The following is a 16,307-nucleotide window of genomic DNA, read 5'->3' as shown; positions in this document are numbered from 1 at the left end:
CCCCTTGCTGGAGTATCGGATTGACGCCGACCTACTAAGACGGGTCGGCAGCAAAGGCCAGCCCCTGGCGCGGGAGGCGGATTTCGAACCTATCAGGCGATTTGGACCATTTTATCGTGGAAGCTCTGGTAGCGCGCTTCGACCATGGCAAGGTCGGGGCCGTCGAGCGCAATCCGGGCCTGTTCGATAAGCTGCTCGCCTTCCTGCATCAGCGTGTGGTGTCTGCTGGCATCGTCGATAACTTCGGCAGCCCCATGGATCACCGAAAACGCCACCAGTGCGGCATTGGGGCTGGTCGCCACCGCGCTGCGCATCGATCCCAGGCCGCGCTGAACGAAATGCCTGAAATCATCGTCGAGCAATTGCAGCCGATCTTCCTCGATGTCCTTGTCGACCAGATTATCGACCTTGCGGGACAGGTCGCGCCGACCCAGCTCGGCGGTGGCCGCGCCCAGCCAGTGCAGGGCAGAGATTGCGGTGAAGGGATCGTTGATCCCGGGCGACAGCGCCCTGAGGCCAATCTCGACCAGCTCGTCGATTAGGAAATGAAGATCCTGCGCCGGAGTGCGCAGCCCGGCCAGCACGAAGCATTCACGGATTTCCTTGTCCCGCAGATCGTCAATGGAATCGTCATCCTGCCAATAGGCGAGCGGCAGGCCGTCATGGAGAAAATCCCCCGTCCGCACGCCGAGCTGCAATCGCCCGCCGACCGTGTTGGCGATCCGGCGCAAACGGTCGAAATCGATATGCTGGACATAACCCACCCCGTCAGCGCGAACGGCACGCCCGCCCGGCTCATCCAGAACCACGGCACCGCGATCGGGGTCGGGAAAGGTGGTGCCGATATCGCGCAGCAAACGCTGGCCGATCTGTTCGAGCACGGTGTTGATACGGATCGAGGAGGGGATGTGGTTGAGGAAATAGACCAGTACCATCACCGACAGGCCCATGAACGCAAACGCCAGCAACAGTGACAACTGCGGGACGAAGCCCGGCGTGGTGCTGTGCTGGAAGAACACCGGCGCCTCGTCCGGCTTGCGCACCACGCGCAGCACCGTGATCGCATAGACGAAGGTGGCGATGAAGGTTGCCAGGCTGAGTTGGTTGCCTCGATTTTCCATGAAATTGGTCAGTAAGCGCGGACCGTAATTGCCGCTGGCATAGGCGACGGCGGCAATGGTGATCGAAAAGACGGTGGCGGCGACCCCGATCGTCGAACCGGCGATCACCGACAGCATGTTGGACGCACCACTCGGCCGCGCCGATTGCAACCAGTCGATATCGTTCATCCATGCGGTGTAACCGCCCCGGTCGAGCGTGATTGTGAACAGCGCCAGCAACAGGGCTCCGACCGAAAACAGCGCCGGGTAAAACCAGTAGCTGGCGTTGACCGTCTGCCAGATGCGGGACAGTTTTGCGATCATGCCCCGCTAGCTGCCGCTATCGCTTCAAACGCGTCCATATTCGTCTCCCCTGTTGCCATCGACTGGTTCAACGCCTGACGTGTGCGCAAGTTGCGCCCGACGGCAAACTCTGGCCGATCAGACTTTGCCCAGATCGCCCTTCCCGATGGTGCCGCTGGCCATTTCCAGCATCCGGTCGAGGCTCTGCTTGGCCTTGAGACGCAGGCCTTCCTCAATCTCGATCCGCGGTTCCAGATCCCGCAGCGCGGTATAGAGCTTGGGTAGAGTGTTGAGCGCCATATAGGGGCAGATGTTGCAGGCGCAGTTGCCGTCGGCACCGGGCGCGCCGATGAAATTCTTGTCGGGAATCGCCAGTTCCATCTGGTGGATGATATGCGGTTCGGTCGCGACGATCAGCGTGTCGCCTTCGAACGTCTGCGCAAATTGCAGGATGCCGCTGGTCGATCCGACATAATCGGCATGGTCGATGATTGTCGGAGGGCATTCGGGATGTGCTGCGATGGGCGCGTCGGGATGCTGAGCCTTGAGTTTCAGCAGCTCGGTTTCGCTGAAAGCTTCATGCACAATGCATACTCCAGGCCACAGCAGCATCTCGCGATCGAACTTGCGCGACAGGTAACCGCCCAGATGCCGGTCGGGGCCGAAGATGATCTTCTGGTCCTTGGGGATCTGGCTGAGAATCGTTTCGGCGCTGGAGCTGGTCACGATGACGTCGGACAGCGCCTTCACCTCGGTTGAGCAATTGATGTAGGTCAGCGCGATGTGGTCGGGATGCGCCTCGCGGAAGGCCCTGAACTTTTCCGGGGGGCAGGAATCTTCCAGACTGCACCCGGCGTCCAGATCGGGCAGCACAACGATCTTTTCCGGGCTCAGGATCTTGGCAGTGTCGGCCATGAACTTGACCCCGCAAAACGCGATCACATCGGCGTCCGTGTCGGCGGCCTTGCGGCTCAGTTCCAGACTGTCTCCGACGAAATCGGCGAGGTCCTGAATCTGCGGCTTCTGGTAATAATGCGCCAGGATCACCGCGTTGCGCTCCTTGCGCAGGCGGTTGATTTCATTGAGCAGGTCTTCGCCTGCGGGAATGGCGTTCTCGGCGGTCATGGTCTGCCCCGTCTGGTTGCTTCGGATCCCATATAGGGCGAACGGGACAGGAAGCGAGGGTGTTCCCGTTACATGGCAAATCCCGGCGGGAGAAACGCCTGCATCGGTCGGGCAGCGCCCGGCGTTCCGGCGATCACCCAATCGGTGAAGGCATAGCCGAGCGGCGAATAGGCGATCAGCATCGAGAGTACGAAGGTGCCGACATAGAGACCCGTTCCCCACCAATAGGCGGGATGGACCCGGCCACAGCGGCGCTTGTCCGCGATCATGCCGATGACAGGGAAAATCAACGTTGCCGCACAAGTGAGGGTCCAGGCGTTAGGGATCATCAGCGGCATGGGAAGCAGCCGGCCAAGGCCCGGCCCGGTGAGTATGGTCATCGCGCAAAGCATCAGGCGGCGGTGCCAACCGGTGTAGCGCCGTTGCCGCAGAGCCCAGAATGCCAGCACGCAGAAACAGGCCAGCAGGGCGAGGTTGCTGACGAGGAATTCGTTGACGTCGAAGAAGAACGGCCCACCGGTGCGTCGCGCCACGGCGATCATCAGCGCAGTTCCAGCCCCGAGCATGGCCGGAATCCAGAAATAGGCGAGTTTGCCCAGCCTGACGTGGAGTGCGATGTCGCCCGTCGTGATGGTTATGTGCTGGGCGAGATAAAGCCCGATCCAGCTCATGAAGATCAGCGCGTGGATATGGTAGACAGACGGCACGGCGAAGGTCGAGCGGCCCATCGCCAGATTGAGCGAAAAGCCCGCGACGATGGTCGCGCACATCACGAAAGCCATGATTGCGAAGAAGCGCGTATCGCCTGCGACGGGCGTCGAACGCGGAGCAGCGGTCGCCATTGGTGGTTCTCCCCCTAAAGAGCCAAGCGACCGTCTTTTCTATGGCTTGAGAATATTATGCTCCTGCGGAGGCGTCAATCGGAAGGGCGATCAACCCTGAGGCTGCCCGTCGAAGCTGACACTGACCTTGGCGTCCTTGTATCCGGCCACTTGCAGCGGGATGACCAGGTTCTGGGTAACAGCTTCCTTCGCCGCCTTGCGGGCCAGCGCCAGGATTTCGGGGTTTTTGGCAAAGGCTTCGGCCTTGCGTTCGGCCTGTTGGGAATTGTTCTTCGCCAGCGCCTCGGCCGCGCTTCCGGTTACGAATGTGCCTTGGGTGTAGGTCTTGGCGGCGGCCTCGTCGAGATTGGGCCGCGAAATGCGCATGGGGGGCAATTTCACGTCGAGCGTCTGGCTGGATGCGTCCCATTTGAACCGGTCGCGATCCATGTGGGAAAGGTCCACGCGATATTCCACCAGCGTCGGGATGATTGCGGCTTGGCGGCTCTTGAGTAGGTCGATCCCCAGCACGCCCTGGGCATTGGTGCTTTCGGCCACCACCTCGAAGCGCGAGCTGAATACGGTAAGCGAATCCTGCTTGCTGAAGGCGAGCATGGCGCTGGCCACCGGATCGCCTTCCTCGTGATAGAAGAATGGGCGCCAGCCTAGCCACGCCGTCGCTGCGAACAAGACGATCACCAGTAGCCACGGCAGCGCCTGCACTCGCGCCAGAGATGCGGTGCGGGTTTCGGTCGTCAGTTTGTTTGCCATATATTACCCGAACGGCCGACCAGCCCGCGTCGTTCCAGATCGATCAGATGCGCGCTGACCGAAAGCCCTGCCGCTTTCGTAAGCCTCGGATCGAGACCCTTGTACATCCTCTCGACCAGCTGCTCGACGGCGCGTGGTGCTTCGCCCAGCAGGCGCATGATCTGGTTCTCGCGCTGGCGACGGTGGCCGATCATTCCGCGCACGAGCTGGCGGGGCTTGTCGACCGCCGGGCCATGTGCCGGATAATAAATGCGGTCCTCGCGCTCGTGGAGGAGTCCGAGGCTGCGCATATACTGACCCATATCGCCATCGGGCGGAACCACTACGCTAGTGGACCAACCCATTACATGATCGCCGGTAAACAGTGCGCCGCTTTCCTCCAGCGCGAAGCAAAGATGGTTGGAGACATGGCCCGGCGTGGCGACGGCGCGCAGCGTCCAGCCCGGCCCGGTCATCGCCTCGCCATCGGCCAGCACCCGGTCCGCCTCATAATCGGGATCGAAGCCTTCATCTGCGCGCGGACCGTCGACGTCAAAGGCAAGCGGGGCGCAGCCCACGATCGGCGCGCCTGTGCGCTGCGCCAGTGGGCGCGATGCAGGCGAATGATCGCGGTGGGTGTGGGTGCACATGATCGCGTGGACCGGTTCGCCGCCAATCGCTGCCTCAAGCGCGGCGAGATGCGCCGGATCGTCCGGCCCCGGATCGATCACTGCACACCCTGCGCCGGCCCCGACGACATAGGTCTGGGTCCCGGTATAGGTGTAGGGCGAGGGGTTGGGGGCGAGCACACGCCGAATGAGCGGTTCGATCTGCTCGGCCGCACCTGTGGGCCATGGCTTGGGAGGTGGTGTAACCATGCCCCGCAATATGGGGGCTGGTCCGCGCTATGTCACGCGTGCGCGGCGCAGCTCATGCAGAACCGAAGGCGGTGGCAAGGCGGCCCTGTAGCGCTTCGACCGGGCTGGCCGTCGCCGATGGGCGATTGCGCCAACCGCGATCAAGGCGGGCAATTCTGGCGTAAAGCAACTCGCTATCGCGAATCAGCAATCGCGTATGAGGCAGCAGCTGGGCGGCCTGGACTGGGTCGGATTGTCGCTCATCACCCAGTTCGCCATAGCGACGCAACTGGTTCTCGGACAGCTCCCCGGAAAGATAGGCGCGCTGGTTGAGCAGCCATGCGAGCACGTTCATCAGCCGCGTGGTGGTTCGCAGCCCTTCGACGGACAGCGCCATCTTCATGCTGTCGTCCAGCGGTCCCTCTGTTTCCTGAATGCGCAGGTTGAAGGCTTCGCGAGCCTCGTCGCTGAGCACGAGTGCTTCGACATAGAGCTCGTCGACAACCTGTCTGGTGATACGATCTTTCCCCATGTCTTGCGAAATACGCCGCGGCCCGACCACGCGCCAGCGCCGCTATGGGGTGCGTCCCAATTAGGAACTGATCTTTGCCAATATCCTAGGTTTCTAGGCGATGATGTCAGGCAGGAGATTGTCTTCGATTATCGCGATCTGGTCGCGGATCCTGAGCTTGCGCTTCTTGAGCCGCGCAATCTGGAGCTGGTCGGATGCACCCGCACTGGACAGTGCGGCGATTGCTGCGTCCAGATCACGGTGTTCGGTGCGAAGATTGGCCAGTCGCTTGTTGAGCTCCTGTTCGGTCACCTGATCGCCATGTCCTTTGCTTGAGCGAATCCGTTCGTCGCGATTTTCTCGCGGTGCGCTGACTAATCACTCTTCCGGGGTTCGCAAAGTGTAAAGCTTGTGGTTGTATGTCGATCTCAGCGGTTCGTCCGCCGTGGCGAGTCGCCGAGCTTGGTTTAACCCCCGAGGCAGGAGACAGCCCCATGCATTCATCCCACGTCGACGCCCTCACGATCAAGCACGCCGATATCGAGGCGCGCCTGCACGAGGAACAGGCCCGCCCTGCACGCGACGATGCGATGATCCGGGAATTGAAAAAGCGCAAATTGCGGATCAAGGAAGAAATTGCCGGCCTCTGAGCCGCGGCGGCGCCGGAAATTAGCGGGGGTGGCGAGCCGGACGCGGTCTTTCGCGTTCTGTGTGGGCTGCTATAGCCCGCCACCATGACAGCTGCTGCAAGCGCCCGCCAGATACTGACCACACTGCACGAGGTAATGGCCTCGCGCAGCAATGCGCAGCACAAGCTGGACCAGGTCGTCGCGGTGATCGCCGAAAGCCTCGATAGCGAGGTTTGTTCGATCTACCTGCTGCGCGAAGGCGCGCTAGAACTGTTCGCAACCCAGGGTCTCAACGCCAATGCCGTGCATGTCACCCGGCTGGCAATTGGCGAGGGGTTGGTGGGCACGATTGCCTCCCATATCGAAACTCTCAATCTTGCCGAAGCCAAGGCTCACCCCGATTTTGCCTATCGCCCGGAAACAGGGGAGGACAAGTTCCATTCCTTCGCCGGCGTGCCGATCATCTATCGCGAACGTGCGGTGGGCGTTTTGTGCGTCCAGCACGTCGATCCGCGCCGCTATGAGGATGTCGAGATCGAGGCATTGCAGACCACCGCCATGGTGCTGTCCGAACTGATCGCGCACAATAACCTCATCGATGATGAACATGCGCGGGGATTGGGCGAGGCTGATGGCGGCCCGCGCATCCTTCCCGGACTGTCGCTGGTCAAGGGGCTGGCGGCGGGTTCGGTCGTCTTACACCAGCCGCGCATCCATATTGATCAGGTGGTGGCCGACGATATCGAGGCCGAGCGCCAGCGCGTCTATCGCGCATTCGACAAGATGCGCGACCAGATCGACGCGATGGCCAGCTCGGTCGATTTCGGGAAGGGCGGCGAGCATGATGAGGTGCTCGAAACCTACAAGATGTTCGCTTACGACGAGGGCTGGGGCAGGCGCATCAATGAAGCGATCGATTCCGGCCTGACCGCCGAAGCGGCGATCGAGCGCGTTCAGCAACGCACGCGGATGCGGATGCGCGAGATCGACGATCCCTTGCTCGCCGATCGGATGCACGATCTGGAGGACCTCTCCAACCGATTGCTGCGCATCGTCTCCGGCCAGCTCGGCACCGCGGCCACACAAGGCTTGCGACGCGATACGATCCTCGTGGCCCGCAATCTCGGACCTGCCGAACTGCTGGAATACGATCGTCGGCGATTGAAAGGCGTCCTCCTGCAGGAAGGCTCGCTCACCTCGCATGTCGTGATCGTAGCGCGAGCTATGGGAGTGCCGGTGCTTGGCCGGGTCGAGGGCGTGCTGCGCCACGTCAACGAGGGCGACGAGGTGCTGCTCGACGCCGACAAGGGAACCGTCACGTTGCGTCCGACGCAGCAGATGAACGAATTGTTCGAAGCACGTTTCGCCAAGAGCCGCGAGCGGCAGGCGGCCTATGCCGAGATGCGCGATGTCGAGCCGTTCACCCGCTGCGGCACGCGCATCACGGTGATGATCAACGCCGGACTGCGCGACGACATGAGTATGCTGGCAATGACCGGTGCGGATGGCGTCGGCCTGTTTCGGACCGAATTCCAGTTTCTCGTTTCCGCGACATTGCCGCAGCGCGAACGCCAGACACGGCTCTATCGCGACGTGCTGGAGGCGGCGGGGGACAAGCCAGTGGTGTTCCGCACGGTCGATATCGGCGGTGACAAGGCGGTGCCCTATTTGGTCAACGAAGAGATCGAGAGGGAAGAAAATCCCGCGCTCGGCTGGCGTGCGCTGCGCCTCGCACTCGATCGCGAAGGGCTGCTCAAGGCGCAGGCGCGTGCACTGCTCGAAGCGGCGGCGGGGCGCACGCTCAACGTCATGTTCCCGATGGTCAGCGAACCGTGGGAGTTCGATGCCGCCAAGGCCGTGTTCGAGGACCAGCTCGCCTATCTGAAGGCGCGGCGCAAGCTGCTGCCCGAAGCGATCCGCTATGGCGCGATGCTGGAAGTTCCCGCGCTTGCCGAAGTGCTGGAACAAATGGTCCCGCGGCTTTCGTTCCTGTCGGTCGGCACCAACGATCTCACGCAGTTCCTCTTCGCCGCCGACCGCGCCGATCCGCGGCTGGCCGAGCGTTACGACTGGCTCAGCCCCGCGATCCTCCGGTTCCTCAAGCGAGTGACCAACGGGCTTGCCGGACAATCGGTCGATCTTGGGGTTTGCGGGGAGATGGGCGGTCGCAGGCTCGAAGCACTGGCTCTGCTCGGCATAGGTTTCCGCCGCTTTTCGATCACACCGGCATCGGTCGGGCCGATCAAGGAACTCATTCGCAAGGTCGACCTTGCCGAGATTACCGAAGCGATGCAGGCATGGCTCGCCAATCCGCCTGCGAATATGCGCACCGAAATGACGCTGTGGGCCGAACGACACGGGATCGATGTGGAATAACTGCGCGCACACTCGTCGCGGTAAATGCCCGATTGGTCTGCGTCCGGCGAACCCCTTCCCATGAAGCGGTTGACAGTGTAACATTTGCGAAGTTTCTCTTTTCTCACAAGAGAACGGGTCAAGGCGGGGTTTCATGGACGAAAGCGTCCAGATCGACGAACACGACGCAAACGAGCTGCGCGCGGGCGAAATGCTGCGCGAGGCGCGCAAGGCCGAAGGGCTGGATATTGCCCAGGTGGCAGCTGAAACGCGCATACCCCAACGCCATCTGGTCGCGATTGAAAGCAGCGATTATGGCAAGCTGCCCTCGCGCACCTATGCGGTCGGTTTCAGCCGCAGCTACGCGCGGCTGCTGGGGCTCGACGAAACGGTCGTGCTGGCGCGGCTGCGCGAGGAATTGGCCGAAGGCGCTGGCGAAGGCCAGCAACGCCACGACAAATTCGAACCTGGCGATCCTGCGCGTGTGCCATCACGTGGACTGGTGTGGTTTTCGATGCTGGCTGCGGTGCTGCTGATCGCCGGGGCTTTCACATTCTATCGCACTTATTTCTCCCCCGCCATCACGCCTCCGCCGCTGACTGCCGACGCCGTTGCGCCAGCCGGCCCGGTCGCGCAGCAGCCGACGGGAGCAGCCACCGCTCAGCCTGTTGCAAACGGCCCCGTGGTTTTTACCAGCCTGATGGACGGTACTTGGGTCAAATTCTACGATGGCGATGGCAAGCGCCTCTACGAAGCGCAGATGGCCAAGGGCCAAAGCTATACCATTCCCACAGATGCGAAGGATCCGAAAGTCTGGACCGGACGCCCTTATGCTTTGGAAATTACGGTGGGCGGGCAGCAGGTGCCCAAGCTGTCGGAAGACGATGTCGTGGTGAAGGACATTTCCGTTACCCCGCAGGCATTGCTGGCGCGTGAGCAGGCTGCACCAGACACGCAGGCCGCAGCCACCGCACCAAATATCCCTCAATCCGCGCAAGGTGCCAACTGAACGCGGGTTAGCGGTGGGATAAACCGCTTCATCCTCTCGACAGGCAAGCAAGGCTAGGGCAGCAATCCTGTTGCCGAACCAATCAGGAGTTGTTCGTCAGATGAAATTCCGTACGCCAGCAGGCTGGGGCATGGGTGTTATCGCCACCGCGCTCGTGGCCTCCTCGTTTCCCGCCGTGGCTCAGGACCAGAACACCGATGCGCGGCTCAAGCGTGTCGAGGCCGAGGTCCGCGCGCTTCAGCGCAAGGTTTTCCCCGGCCCGGACGGCAAGTTCTTCTCGCCTGAAGTATCGACCGCCCCGGCTCAGACTGCCACGCCCGCAACGCTTCCCGGCACGCCCTCGACCACGGCAGTAACCGATATTCTCGGCCGCCTCGATGCGCTCGAAGCGCAAGTTCAGCGGCTGACGGCCGCGAACGAGCAATATGGCCATGAAATCAGCGGTCTGACCGATCGGGTCAAGGCGCTCGAGGCGGCTGCCGCAGCGCCGCTGCCTGCAACTGCAACTGGCGGGGCGGCGGGAACATCCGGCGTTGCTCAACCTGTCGCGAGTGCATCTGGATCAACGCCGACACCAGCGAGCGCACCAAGCGCCGAACGGCTCGCCAAGATCAACGCGATCCAGAAGCCACAGACGGGTAATGATGCGACCGACGAATACACCTATGGTTTCCGCCTGTGGGACGCCAAGCTTTATCCCGAGGCAGAGCAGCAGCTGACCAAATTCGTCGAAAAATATCCCAATAGCTCGATGATCAGCTATGGCCGTAACTTGCTTGGTCGCGCCTATCTCGACGATGGCAAGCCCAGGGAAGCCGCCCCGTGGCTGCTCAAGAATTACCAGGCCGACAAGACCGGCGCGCGTGCTGGTGACAGCCTTTTGTACCTCGCCGAATCGATGATCGCGCTCAAGGATACCAAGCGGGCCTGCATCGCACTGACCGAATTTGCCGACACGTATCCGGCGCTGGCGACCGGGCGGTTGAAGGTCGAATATCAGGCCGACCGTGCCAAGGCGAACTGCAATTGATCGTGCGCTTTTCGCTCCTTTAGCGGCGCGTTTCCGCGAGGATCTCGCGCGCGTGTGGCCCGAGATCGCTGGCGAAGACGCGCGGCTCGGCGTCGCGGTATCGGGCGGACCCGACAGCCTTGCGCTGTTGATACTTTCCGCAATGATCATGCCTGGCCGGGTGGAGGCCGCGACCGTCGATCATGGGCTGCGAGCTGAAAGCGCCGAAGAGGCCGCGACGGTTGCCAGTCTGTGTCAGGATATCGGGGTGCCGCATAGCACGCTCCCGGTAGAGGTTGCCGCGGGTAATGTGCAGGCGCAAGCGCGCGAGGCGCGTTACGCCGCGCTGGCGCAATGGCTGGATCGGCGCGGACTGGCCGCACTGGCGACGGGCCACCAGCTCGACGATCAGGCCGAGACGCTGATGATGCGCCTCCACCGTGGAAGCGGGATTGCGGGTCTGGCGGGCGTTCGTCCCCGGGGCAATGTGCCGGGAACCGATTTGGCACTGCTGCGCCCGTTGCTCGGCTGGCGACGGGCGGAGCTGGAGGCGCTGGTCGAGGATGCCGAACTGACTCCCGTGCGCGACCCCTCCAATGACGACCTGCGCTTCGAGCGTGTTCGCGTGCGGCGCTTGCTGGCGTCGCAGGATGGCATCGATCCTTCCGGGCTTGCGCGCAGCGCGCAATTGCTGGCCGACGCGGAAGCCTACCTCAATGCGCAGGTCGATCTAGCATGGCGAAACTGGGTCGTGCAGACGAGCGATGGGTTTGGCTATGCCCTAGGGCAAGCGCACTCGTTTGAAGCGGTCGAGATCATCCTGCGCATAGGCGCTGAGCTGGGCGCGGACATCTCGCGTGGAGATGCCAGAACTATGGTCGACCGGCTGCGCGCGGGCGAAAACGCGTCGCTGGGGGGGATGCTGGCGCGGCCCGATCTCGAAGGCGTCTGGCATTTCGAGCCTGAACCGCCTCGCCGAACCGGATAGCGCTCTTGCCTAAACGGCGAGCTTAGCCGCAGCGCGCGCCAGTCGCTCGATTTCGGGTTTGTCCGGCGCACCCTTGGGCGAAACCCAGCTTCCGCCGACGCACAGCACCGGGTCGAAAGCCAGCCACTCGGCGGCATTGTCCGGGCCAATCCCGCCGGTCGGGCAGAAGCGGCATTGCTGGAACGGTCCGGCTAGCGCCTTGAGTGCAGGCAGCCCGCCCGCGGCCATCGCAGGAAAGAACTTGAAATGGGTAAGGCCCATGTCGAGCCCGCGCATAATGTCGCCGGCATTGGCGATTCCCGGAAGGAACGGCACTCCGCTGGCGATCGCCGCCTTGCCCAGCGGCTCGGTCAAACCCGGTGAAACGATGAACTCGCTACCCGCTGCAAGTGCCTGATCGAGCTGGTCGGGATTGATCACCGTGCCTGCGCCCACGATGGCTCCAGCCACCTGCTTCATCGCCGCGATCGCGTCGAGTGCAGCCGAGGTACGCAGTGTGACTTCGAGTACCGGAAGTCCGCCCGCAACCAGCGCTTCGGCCAGCGGAACTGCATGGGCAATGTCCTCCACCACGATCACCGGTATGACTGGTGCTTTCGTCATCACAGCGGCAACATTCATTGTGAAACTCCATGCTCTTTGGCGAAGGCCGCGGCAGCACCGAACAGGCCGGGTTGCGGATGGACGATCAGCTTGACCGGTATTTCGCCCATCAGGTTTGCAAAGCGGCCCTTGGCGCGGAATCGCTCCGCAAAGCCGGAATGCGGCAGATGATCGCGCAGGCGGTATCCCAGCCCTCCCGCGATGACCACGCCGCCGAAGCCACCCTGCGCCAGAGTGATATCGCCTGCCACGCTGCCAAGCGACAGGCAGAAGCGGTCAAGCGCTGCGGCGGCGAGGCTGTCCTTGTCTGCCATTGCGCGCGTCCACAGCGTGACGTCGTCCTCCTCCGGCACCGCGCGCCCTTCGAGCGCGGCAAGGGTTGCGCGGATCTCGATGATCGCCGGTCCGCATACGACCCGTTCGATCGACACACGATTGTGACGTTTGCGCAGGCGCGCGAGGATGGCGTCCTCGATGCTGTCGAGTGGGGCGAAATCGATATGCCCGCCCTCGGTTGCGGTCACGCGGTAGTCACCTGCCGACGAGCGCCATAAATGCGCCACTCCGAGCCCTGTCCCCGGGCCAAGGATGCTGATCGTGCCATCGCTTGCGAGCGGCTCGTCAGGACCGGTCAAGTGGATGAACTGGTCTTCCGGTGCGCGCGCCACCGCATGGCCGATGGCCTCGAAATCGTTGACGATGGTCCATTGCTCGACGTCGAGCTTCGATTCCATCAGTGACGGGCGAATGATCCAGGGGTTGTTGGTAAACCGGATCACTTCGCCACCCACGGGTCCGGCAATCGCCATGCTGATACGCGGAGGCAGGGTGCCGCCCTTGCTGTTGCGAAAACTCTGCCAGGCGCTCTGGAAGCTGGCGTAATCGGCAGTATGGAGCGTTTCCGGATCTTCGAGCTCGATTGCCCCGTCGGCTGAAACGTGAGCGATGGCGAAACGTGCGTGGGTTCCGCCGATATCTACTGCAACGACGTCCATCATAGTCCTGCTTCTGCGAGAATGGCCGATCCGCCCAGCTCTGCGCTGTCTGCATGATGGCGGAACATGGCGAACAATTCGCGCCCGACACCCGCAGCGGGGGCCGGATTGGGGGCCGGATCGCGTGATTCGAGATCGGCGGTGGTGGAAAGCTCGCCGGTGGCCGCGCATACGCGCACGACGTCCCCATCGCGCAGATAGGCCAGAGGGCCGCCGCCGAAAGCTTCCGGTGTGCAATGAATTGCTGCCGGGACTTTTCCGCTCGCGCCCGACATCCGGCCGTCGGTGACCAGCGCCACGCGATATCCGCGATCCTGCAACACGCCAAGCGGCGGGGTCAGCTTGTGCAGCTCAGGCATTCCGTTGGCGCGCGGGCCCTGAAAACGCATGACCACGACCACATCGCGATCAAGTTCACCGCGTTCAAACGCCGCGGAAACCTCATGCTGTTCGGAGAAGATGCGGCAAGGCGCTTCGATCGTGTAACGCTCCGGCTCGACGGCGGAGGATTTGAAGCAGGCCCGCCCGAGGTTGCCGGTCAGCAGTCGCATCCCGCCATCGCTCTGGAACGGCGCGCTCGCTGGGCGCAGCATGGTGTCGTCACCCGCTTCACCGGGAGCGTGCCATGAAAGCTGCTCGCCCTCGATCTTCGGTTCGCGACTATACGCTTCGAATCCGCCGTCCCAGACGGTCAGGATGTCTCCATGCGCGAGTCCCTCATCGAGCAGAGTACCGATAACATAGCCCATGCCGCCTGCGGCGTGAAACTGGTTCACGTCTCCCGGACCATTGGGATAGACCCGCGCAACCAGTGGCACGGCAGAGGACAGTTCGGCAAGGTCATTCCAGTCGAAGGCAATCCCGGCTGCACGGGCCATCGCCGGAATGTGGATGGCGTGGTTGGTAGATCCGCCGGTGGCGAGCAGCCCGATTGCGGCGTTTACGATCGCTTTTTCGTCGACGACCTGCGCCATTGGCCGATAATCCTCGCCGTCGGGGCGCATCGCTACAAGCCGGTGGACGGCCGCGCGGGTCAATTCCTGCCGCAGGCTGACGCCGGGAGGGACGAAAGCCGCCCCAGGCACATGCAAGCCCATCATTTCCATCATCATCTGATTGGAATTGGCCGTGCCGTAGAATGTGCAAGTGCCGGGCGAATGATAGCTGGCGATTTCGCTTTCGAGCAACTGCGCGCGGCTCGCCTTGCCCTCGGCATAGAGCTGGCGCACGGCCTGCTTCTGCTTGTTGGGGATGCCGCTCGGCATCGGGCCAGACGGAACGAAAATCGCGGGCAGGTGGCCGAAGCGCAGCGCGCCGATAACGAGGCCGGGTACGATCTTGTCGCAGATACCAAGCATCGCCATGCCGTCATACATCTGGTGCGACAGTGCGATGGCGGCGGCGAGTGCAATCGCATCGCGACTGAACAGCGACAGCTCCATACCGTCGTGCCCTTGCGTGACGCCGTCGCACATCGCCGGAGTCCCGCCCGCGACTTGAGCAGTCGCGCCGACTTCGCGCGCCCAGATCTTCATCCGGTCCGGATAGCGACCATAGGGCTGATGCGCGGACAGCATGTCGTTGTAGGCGGTGACGATGGCGAGGTTGGGGCCAAGATGCGCGCTCATAGCCGCCTGATCCTCTTGCGCCCCGGCATAGGCATGGGCGAGGTTGGAGCAGGATAGCTGGCTACGCTCAGGCGTACGCTCGCGTTCGCGCTCCATCAGCTCGAGGTAGCGCGTTCGTCCATCGCACGAATTTGCGATCACGCGCTGGGTCACGCGGTGGACCGTATCGTTGAGTGGCTTATTCGTCATGCCAGCTCACTCCATCTCGTTCAGTCAGTGCGATTGCTGCGGTCGGCCCCCAACTACCAGCAGTGTAGGTCTTGGGAGTCGCGCCATTCTCGACCCAGTTGGCGCGGATCGCATCAATCCATTCCCACTGCGCCTCGATCTCGTCACGGCGCACGAACAGGGTCTGGTCGCCCTCGATCAGGTCGAGCAGCAGGCGCTCGTAGGCTATTCGCCGATGCACTCCGGTGAAGGCATCGGGCATGGCGATGTCGAGTGGAACCTGCCGCAACCGGATACCCTCGCGATCGAGACCGGGCAGTTTTGCCATCAGGGAAAGCTGGATGTTTTCCTTGGGCTGGATGCCGATCACCAGCCGGTTGGGTTTGGTCGTCGCGCCGCGTCCGTCGAAAATCGAAAATGGAATGCAGCGAAACTGGACGACGATTTCGGTGACCCGTTCGGGCAGTCGCTTGCCGGTACGCATGTAGAAAGGCACGCCGTTCCAGCGCCAGTTGTCGACATGAGCCTTCAGCGCGACGAATGTTTCGGTGTTCGATTGCTTACCCAATTCCTCGTCATAGCCCGGGACGGCCGTTCCACCGATTGCCCCCGCCCGATATTGGCCGGTCACGCTGTCTGCATTGGTGAGGGGGCGCAGCGCGCGCAGTACCTTGACCTTCTCATCGCGCACCGCGGTCGCTTCGAAGCTGGTCGGCGGCTCCATGCAGACGAGTGCCAGCAACTGGAGCATGTGATTTTGCACCATGTCGCGTAGCGCGCCCGAATCGTCGTAATAGGCTACGCGCGATTCGAGCCCGACCGTCTCGCCCACAGTGATCTGAACATGCTCGATATAATTGGCGTTCCAGATCGGCTCGAACATGATGTTGGCGAACCGCAAGGCCAGCAGGTTTTGGACGGTTTCCTTGCCGAGATAGTGATCGATCCGGAAAATGCGGCTTTCGTCGAAGGCGCTGGCTACTGCATCGTTGATTTCCTTGCTCGACGCGAGATCGGTTCCGAGCGGCTTCTCCAGTCCAATTCTCACATTGTCCCCGGTCAGCCCCGCATGGGCCAACCCTGCGATAGTCGGTTCGAACAGGCTGGGCGCAGTCGAAAGGAAGATTGCCAGACCCTTGCCCGCACCATCGACTTTCCGGGCAAGCTCTTCATACCCTTCCAGTGTGGTTGCATCGAGCGGCTGATAGTGTAGGCGATTGAGGAAATCGGCCATGCTGCCGCGGCGGTTGGCCGGAAGATAGGTTTCCAACGCTTCCCGCGCGAAATTGCGAAACCCCTGATCGTTCATTTCGGATCGAGCGGTTCCCACGATCCGGAGTTCTGGCGGCAACAGATCATCGGCATCGAGTGCGCATAGCGACGGCAACAGCATACGCTGCGCAAGGTCGCCGGTGGCACCGAACAGGATCAAACGATCGGCAGTGAAGGGCATGAT

16 protein-coding genes are annotated in these 16,307 nt (G+C 62.4%); 5 read left to right on the top strand and 11 right to left on the bottom strand.

Annotation, left to right across the window (positions count from 1 at the left end; genetic code table 11):
* Positions 1-92 precede the first annotated feature (92 nt).
* The 7 genes from GRI58_RS02625 to GRI58_RS02595 all read right to left on the bottom strand — a co-directional run bounded on the left by GRI58_RS02625 (position 93) and on the right by GRI58_RS02595 (position 5,779).
* Entirely contained in the window at positions 93-1,424 is a 1,332-nt protein-coding gene (locus GRI58_RS02625; RefSeq protein ID WP_160752026.1) for a DUF2254 domain-containing protein, read from the bottom strand.
* A gap of 117 nt (positions 1,425-1,541) precedes the next feature.
* Positions 1,542-2,528 (bottom strand): quinolinate synthase NadA, encoded by a 987-nt coding sequence (gene nadA / locus GRI58_RS02620; protein ID WP_160752025.1) that lies wholly within the window; start codon positions 2,526-2,528, stop codon positions 1,542-1,544.
* Between the two features lie 68 nt (positions 2,529-2,596).
* A complete protein-coding gene (locus tag GRI58_RS02615) occupies positions 2,597-3,370 on the bottom strand; it encodes a hypothetical protein (RefSeq protein WP_160752024.1) in 774 nt (257 codons plus the stop codon).
* A 90-nt stretch (positions 3,371-3,460) separates the two neighbouring features.
* Positions 3,461-4,120, bottom strand: coding sequence for a DUF4230 domain-containing protein (locus GRI58_RS02610; RefSeq protein WP_160752023.1), 660 nt, complete (start codon positions 4,118-4,120; stop codon positions 3,461-3,463).
* Entirely contained in the window at positions 4,105-4,977 is an 873-nt protein-coding gene (locus tag GRI58_RS02605) for an MBL fold metallo-hydrolase (RefSeq protein ID WP_160752022.1), read from the bottom strand. The genes GRI58_RS02610 and GRI58_RS02605 overlap by 16 nt, the downstream gene beginning before the upstream one ends.
* Before the next feature lie 52 nt (positions 4,978-5,029).
* Positions 5,030-5,488, bottom strand: coding sequence for a DUF1465 family protein (locus tag GRI58_RS02600; protein ID WP_160752021.1), 459 nt, complete (start codon positions 5,486-5,488; stop codon positions 5,030-5,032).
* A gap of 93 nt (positions 5,489-5,581) precedes the next feature.
* Positions 5,582-5,779, bottom strand: coding sequence for a DUF465 domain-containing protein (locus tag GRI58_RS02595; RefSeq protein WP_160752020.1), 198 nt, complete (start codon positions 5,777-5,779; stop codon positions 5,582-5,584).
* 182 nt (positions 5,780-5,961) lie between these two features.
* On the opposite strand from GRI58_RS02595, the gene GRI58_RS02590 reads away from it, so the two are divergent.
* From GRI58_RS02590 to tilS, 5 genes are all read left to right on the top strand, one after another.
* Positions 5,962-6,117 (top strand): YdcH family protein, encoded by a 156-nt coding sequence (locus tag GRI58_RS02590; RefSeq protein ID WP_160752019.1) that lies wholly within the window; start codon positions 5,962-5,964, stop codon positions 6,115-6,117.
* A gap of 84 nt (positions 6,118-6,201) precedes the next feature.
* Positions 6,202-8,472 (top strand): phosphoenolpyruvate--protein phosphotransferase, encoded by a 2,271-nt coding sequence (ptsP, locus tag GRI58_RS02585; protein ID WP_160752018.1) that lies wholly within the window; start codon positions 6,202-6,204, stop codon positions 8,470-8,472.
* 133 nt (positions 8,473-8,605) lie between these two features.
* Positions 8,606-9,460, top strand: coding sequence for a helix-turn-helix domain-containing protein (locus tag GRI58_RS02580; protein WP_160752017.1), 855 nt, complete (start codon positions 8,606-8,608; stop codon positions 9,458-9,460).
* Positions 9,461-9,560: 100 nt separating this feature from the next.
* Positions 9,561-10,490, top strand: a complete 930-nt coding sequence (locus tag GRI58_RS02575) for a tetratricopeptide repeat protein (RefSeq protein ID WP_160752016.1) — start codon at positions 9,561-9,563, stop codon at positions 10,488-10,490.
* Between the two features lie 52 nt (positions 10,491-10,542).
* The gene (tilS, locus tag GRI58_RS02570) at positions 10,543-11,457 is read left to right on the top strand and encodes a tRNA lysidine(34) synthetase TilS (RefSeq protein WP_337190865.1); all 915 of its coding nucleotides are present in this window, start codon (positions 10,543-10,545) and stop codon (positions 11,455-11,457) included.
* A 9-nt stretch (positions 11,458-11,466) separates the two neighbouring features.
* Here tilS and eda read toward each other — a convergent pair whose 3' ends face one another.
* Genes eda through zwf form a run of 4 tightly spaced genes read right to left on the bottom strand, consistent with a single transcriptional unit; the run spans position 11,467 to position 16,304 of the window.
* On the bottom strand, positions 11,467-12,078 hold the full coding sequence (gene eda / locus GRI58_RS02565) for a bifunctional 4-hydroxy-2-oxoglutarate aldolase/2-dehydro-3-deoxy-phosphogluconate aldolase (protein WP_160752015.1): 612 nt from the start codon (positions 12,076-12,078) through the stop codon (positions 11,467-11,469).
* Complete coding sequence (gene glk / locus GRI58_RS02560) at positions 12,075-13,055, bottom strand: glucokinase (protein WP_419957022.1); 981 nt, start codon at positions 13,053-13,055, stop codon at positions 12,075-12,077. Before glk ends, eda begins: the two co-directional genes overlap by 4 nt.
* Positions 13,055-14,872 (bottom strand): phosphogluconate dehydratase, encoded by a 1,818-nt coding sequence (gene edd / locus GRI58_RS02555; RefSeq protein WP_160752013.1) that lies wholly within the window; start codon positions 14,870-14,872, stop codon positions 13,055-13,057. The genes glk and edd overlap by 1 nt, the downstream gene beginning before the upstream one ends.
* Complete coding sequence (zwf, locus tag GRI58_RS02550) at positions 14,862-16,304, bottom strand: glucose-6-phosphate dehydrogenase (RefSeq protein WP_202386760.1); 1,443 nt, start codon at positions 16,302-16,304, stop codon at positions 14,862-14,864. Before zwf ends, edd begins: the two co-directional genes overlap by 11 nt.
* Between the last annotated feature and the right edge of the window lie 3 nt (positions 16,305-16,307).

Source organism: Qipengyuania algicida (assembly GCF_009828025.1).
Taxonomy (GTDB): domain Bacteria; phylum Pseudomonadota; class Alphaproteobacteria; order Sphingomonadales; family Sphingomonadaceae; genus Qipengyuania; species Qipengyuania algicida.
This window is presented reverse-complemented; position numbering and strand designations above follow the sequence as displayed.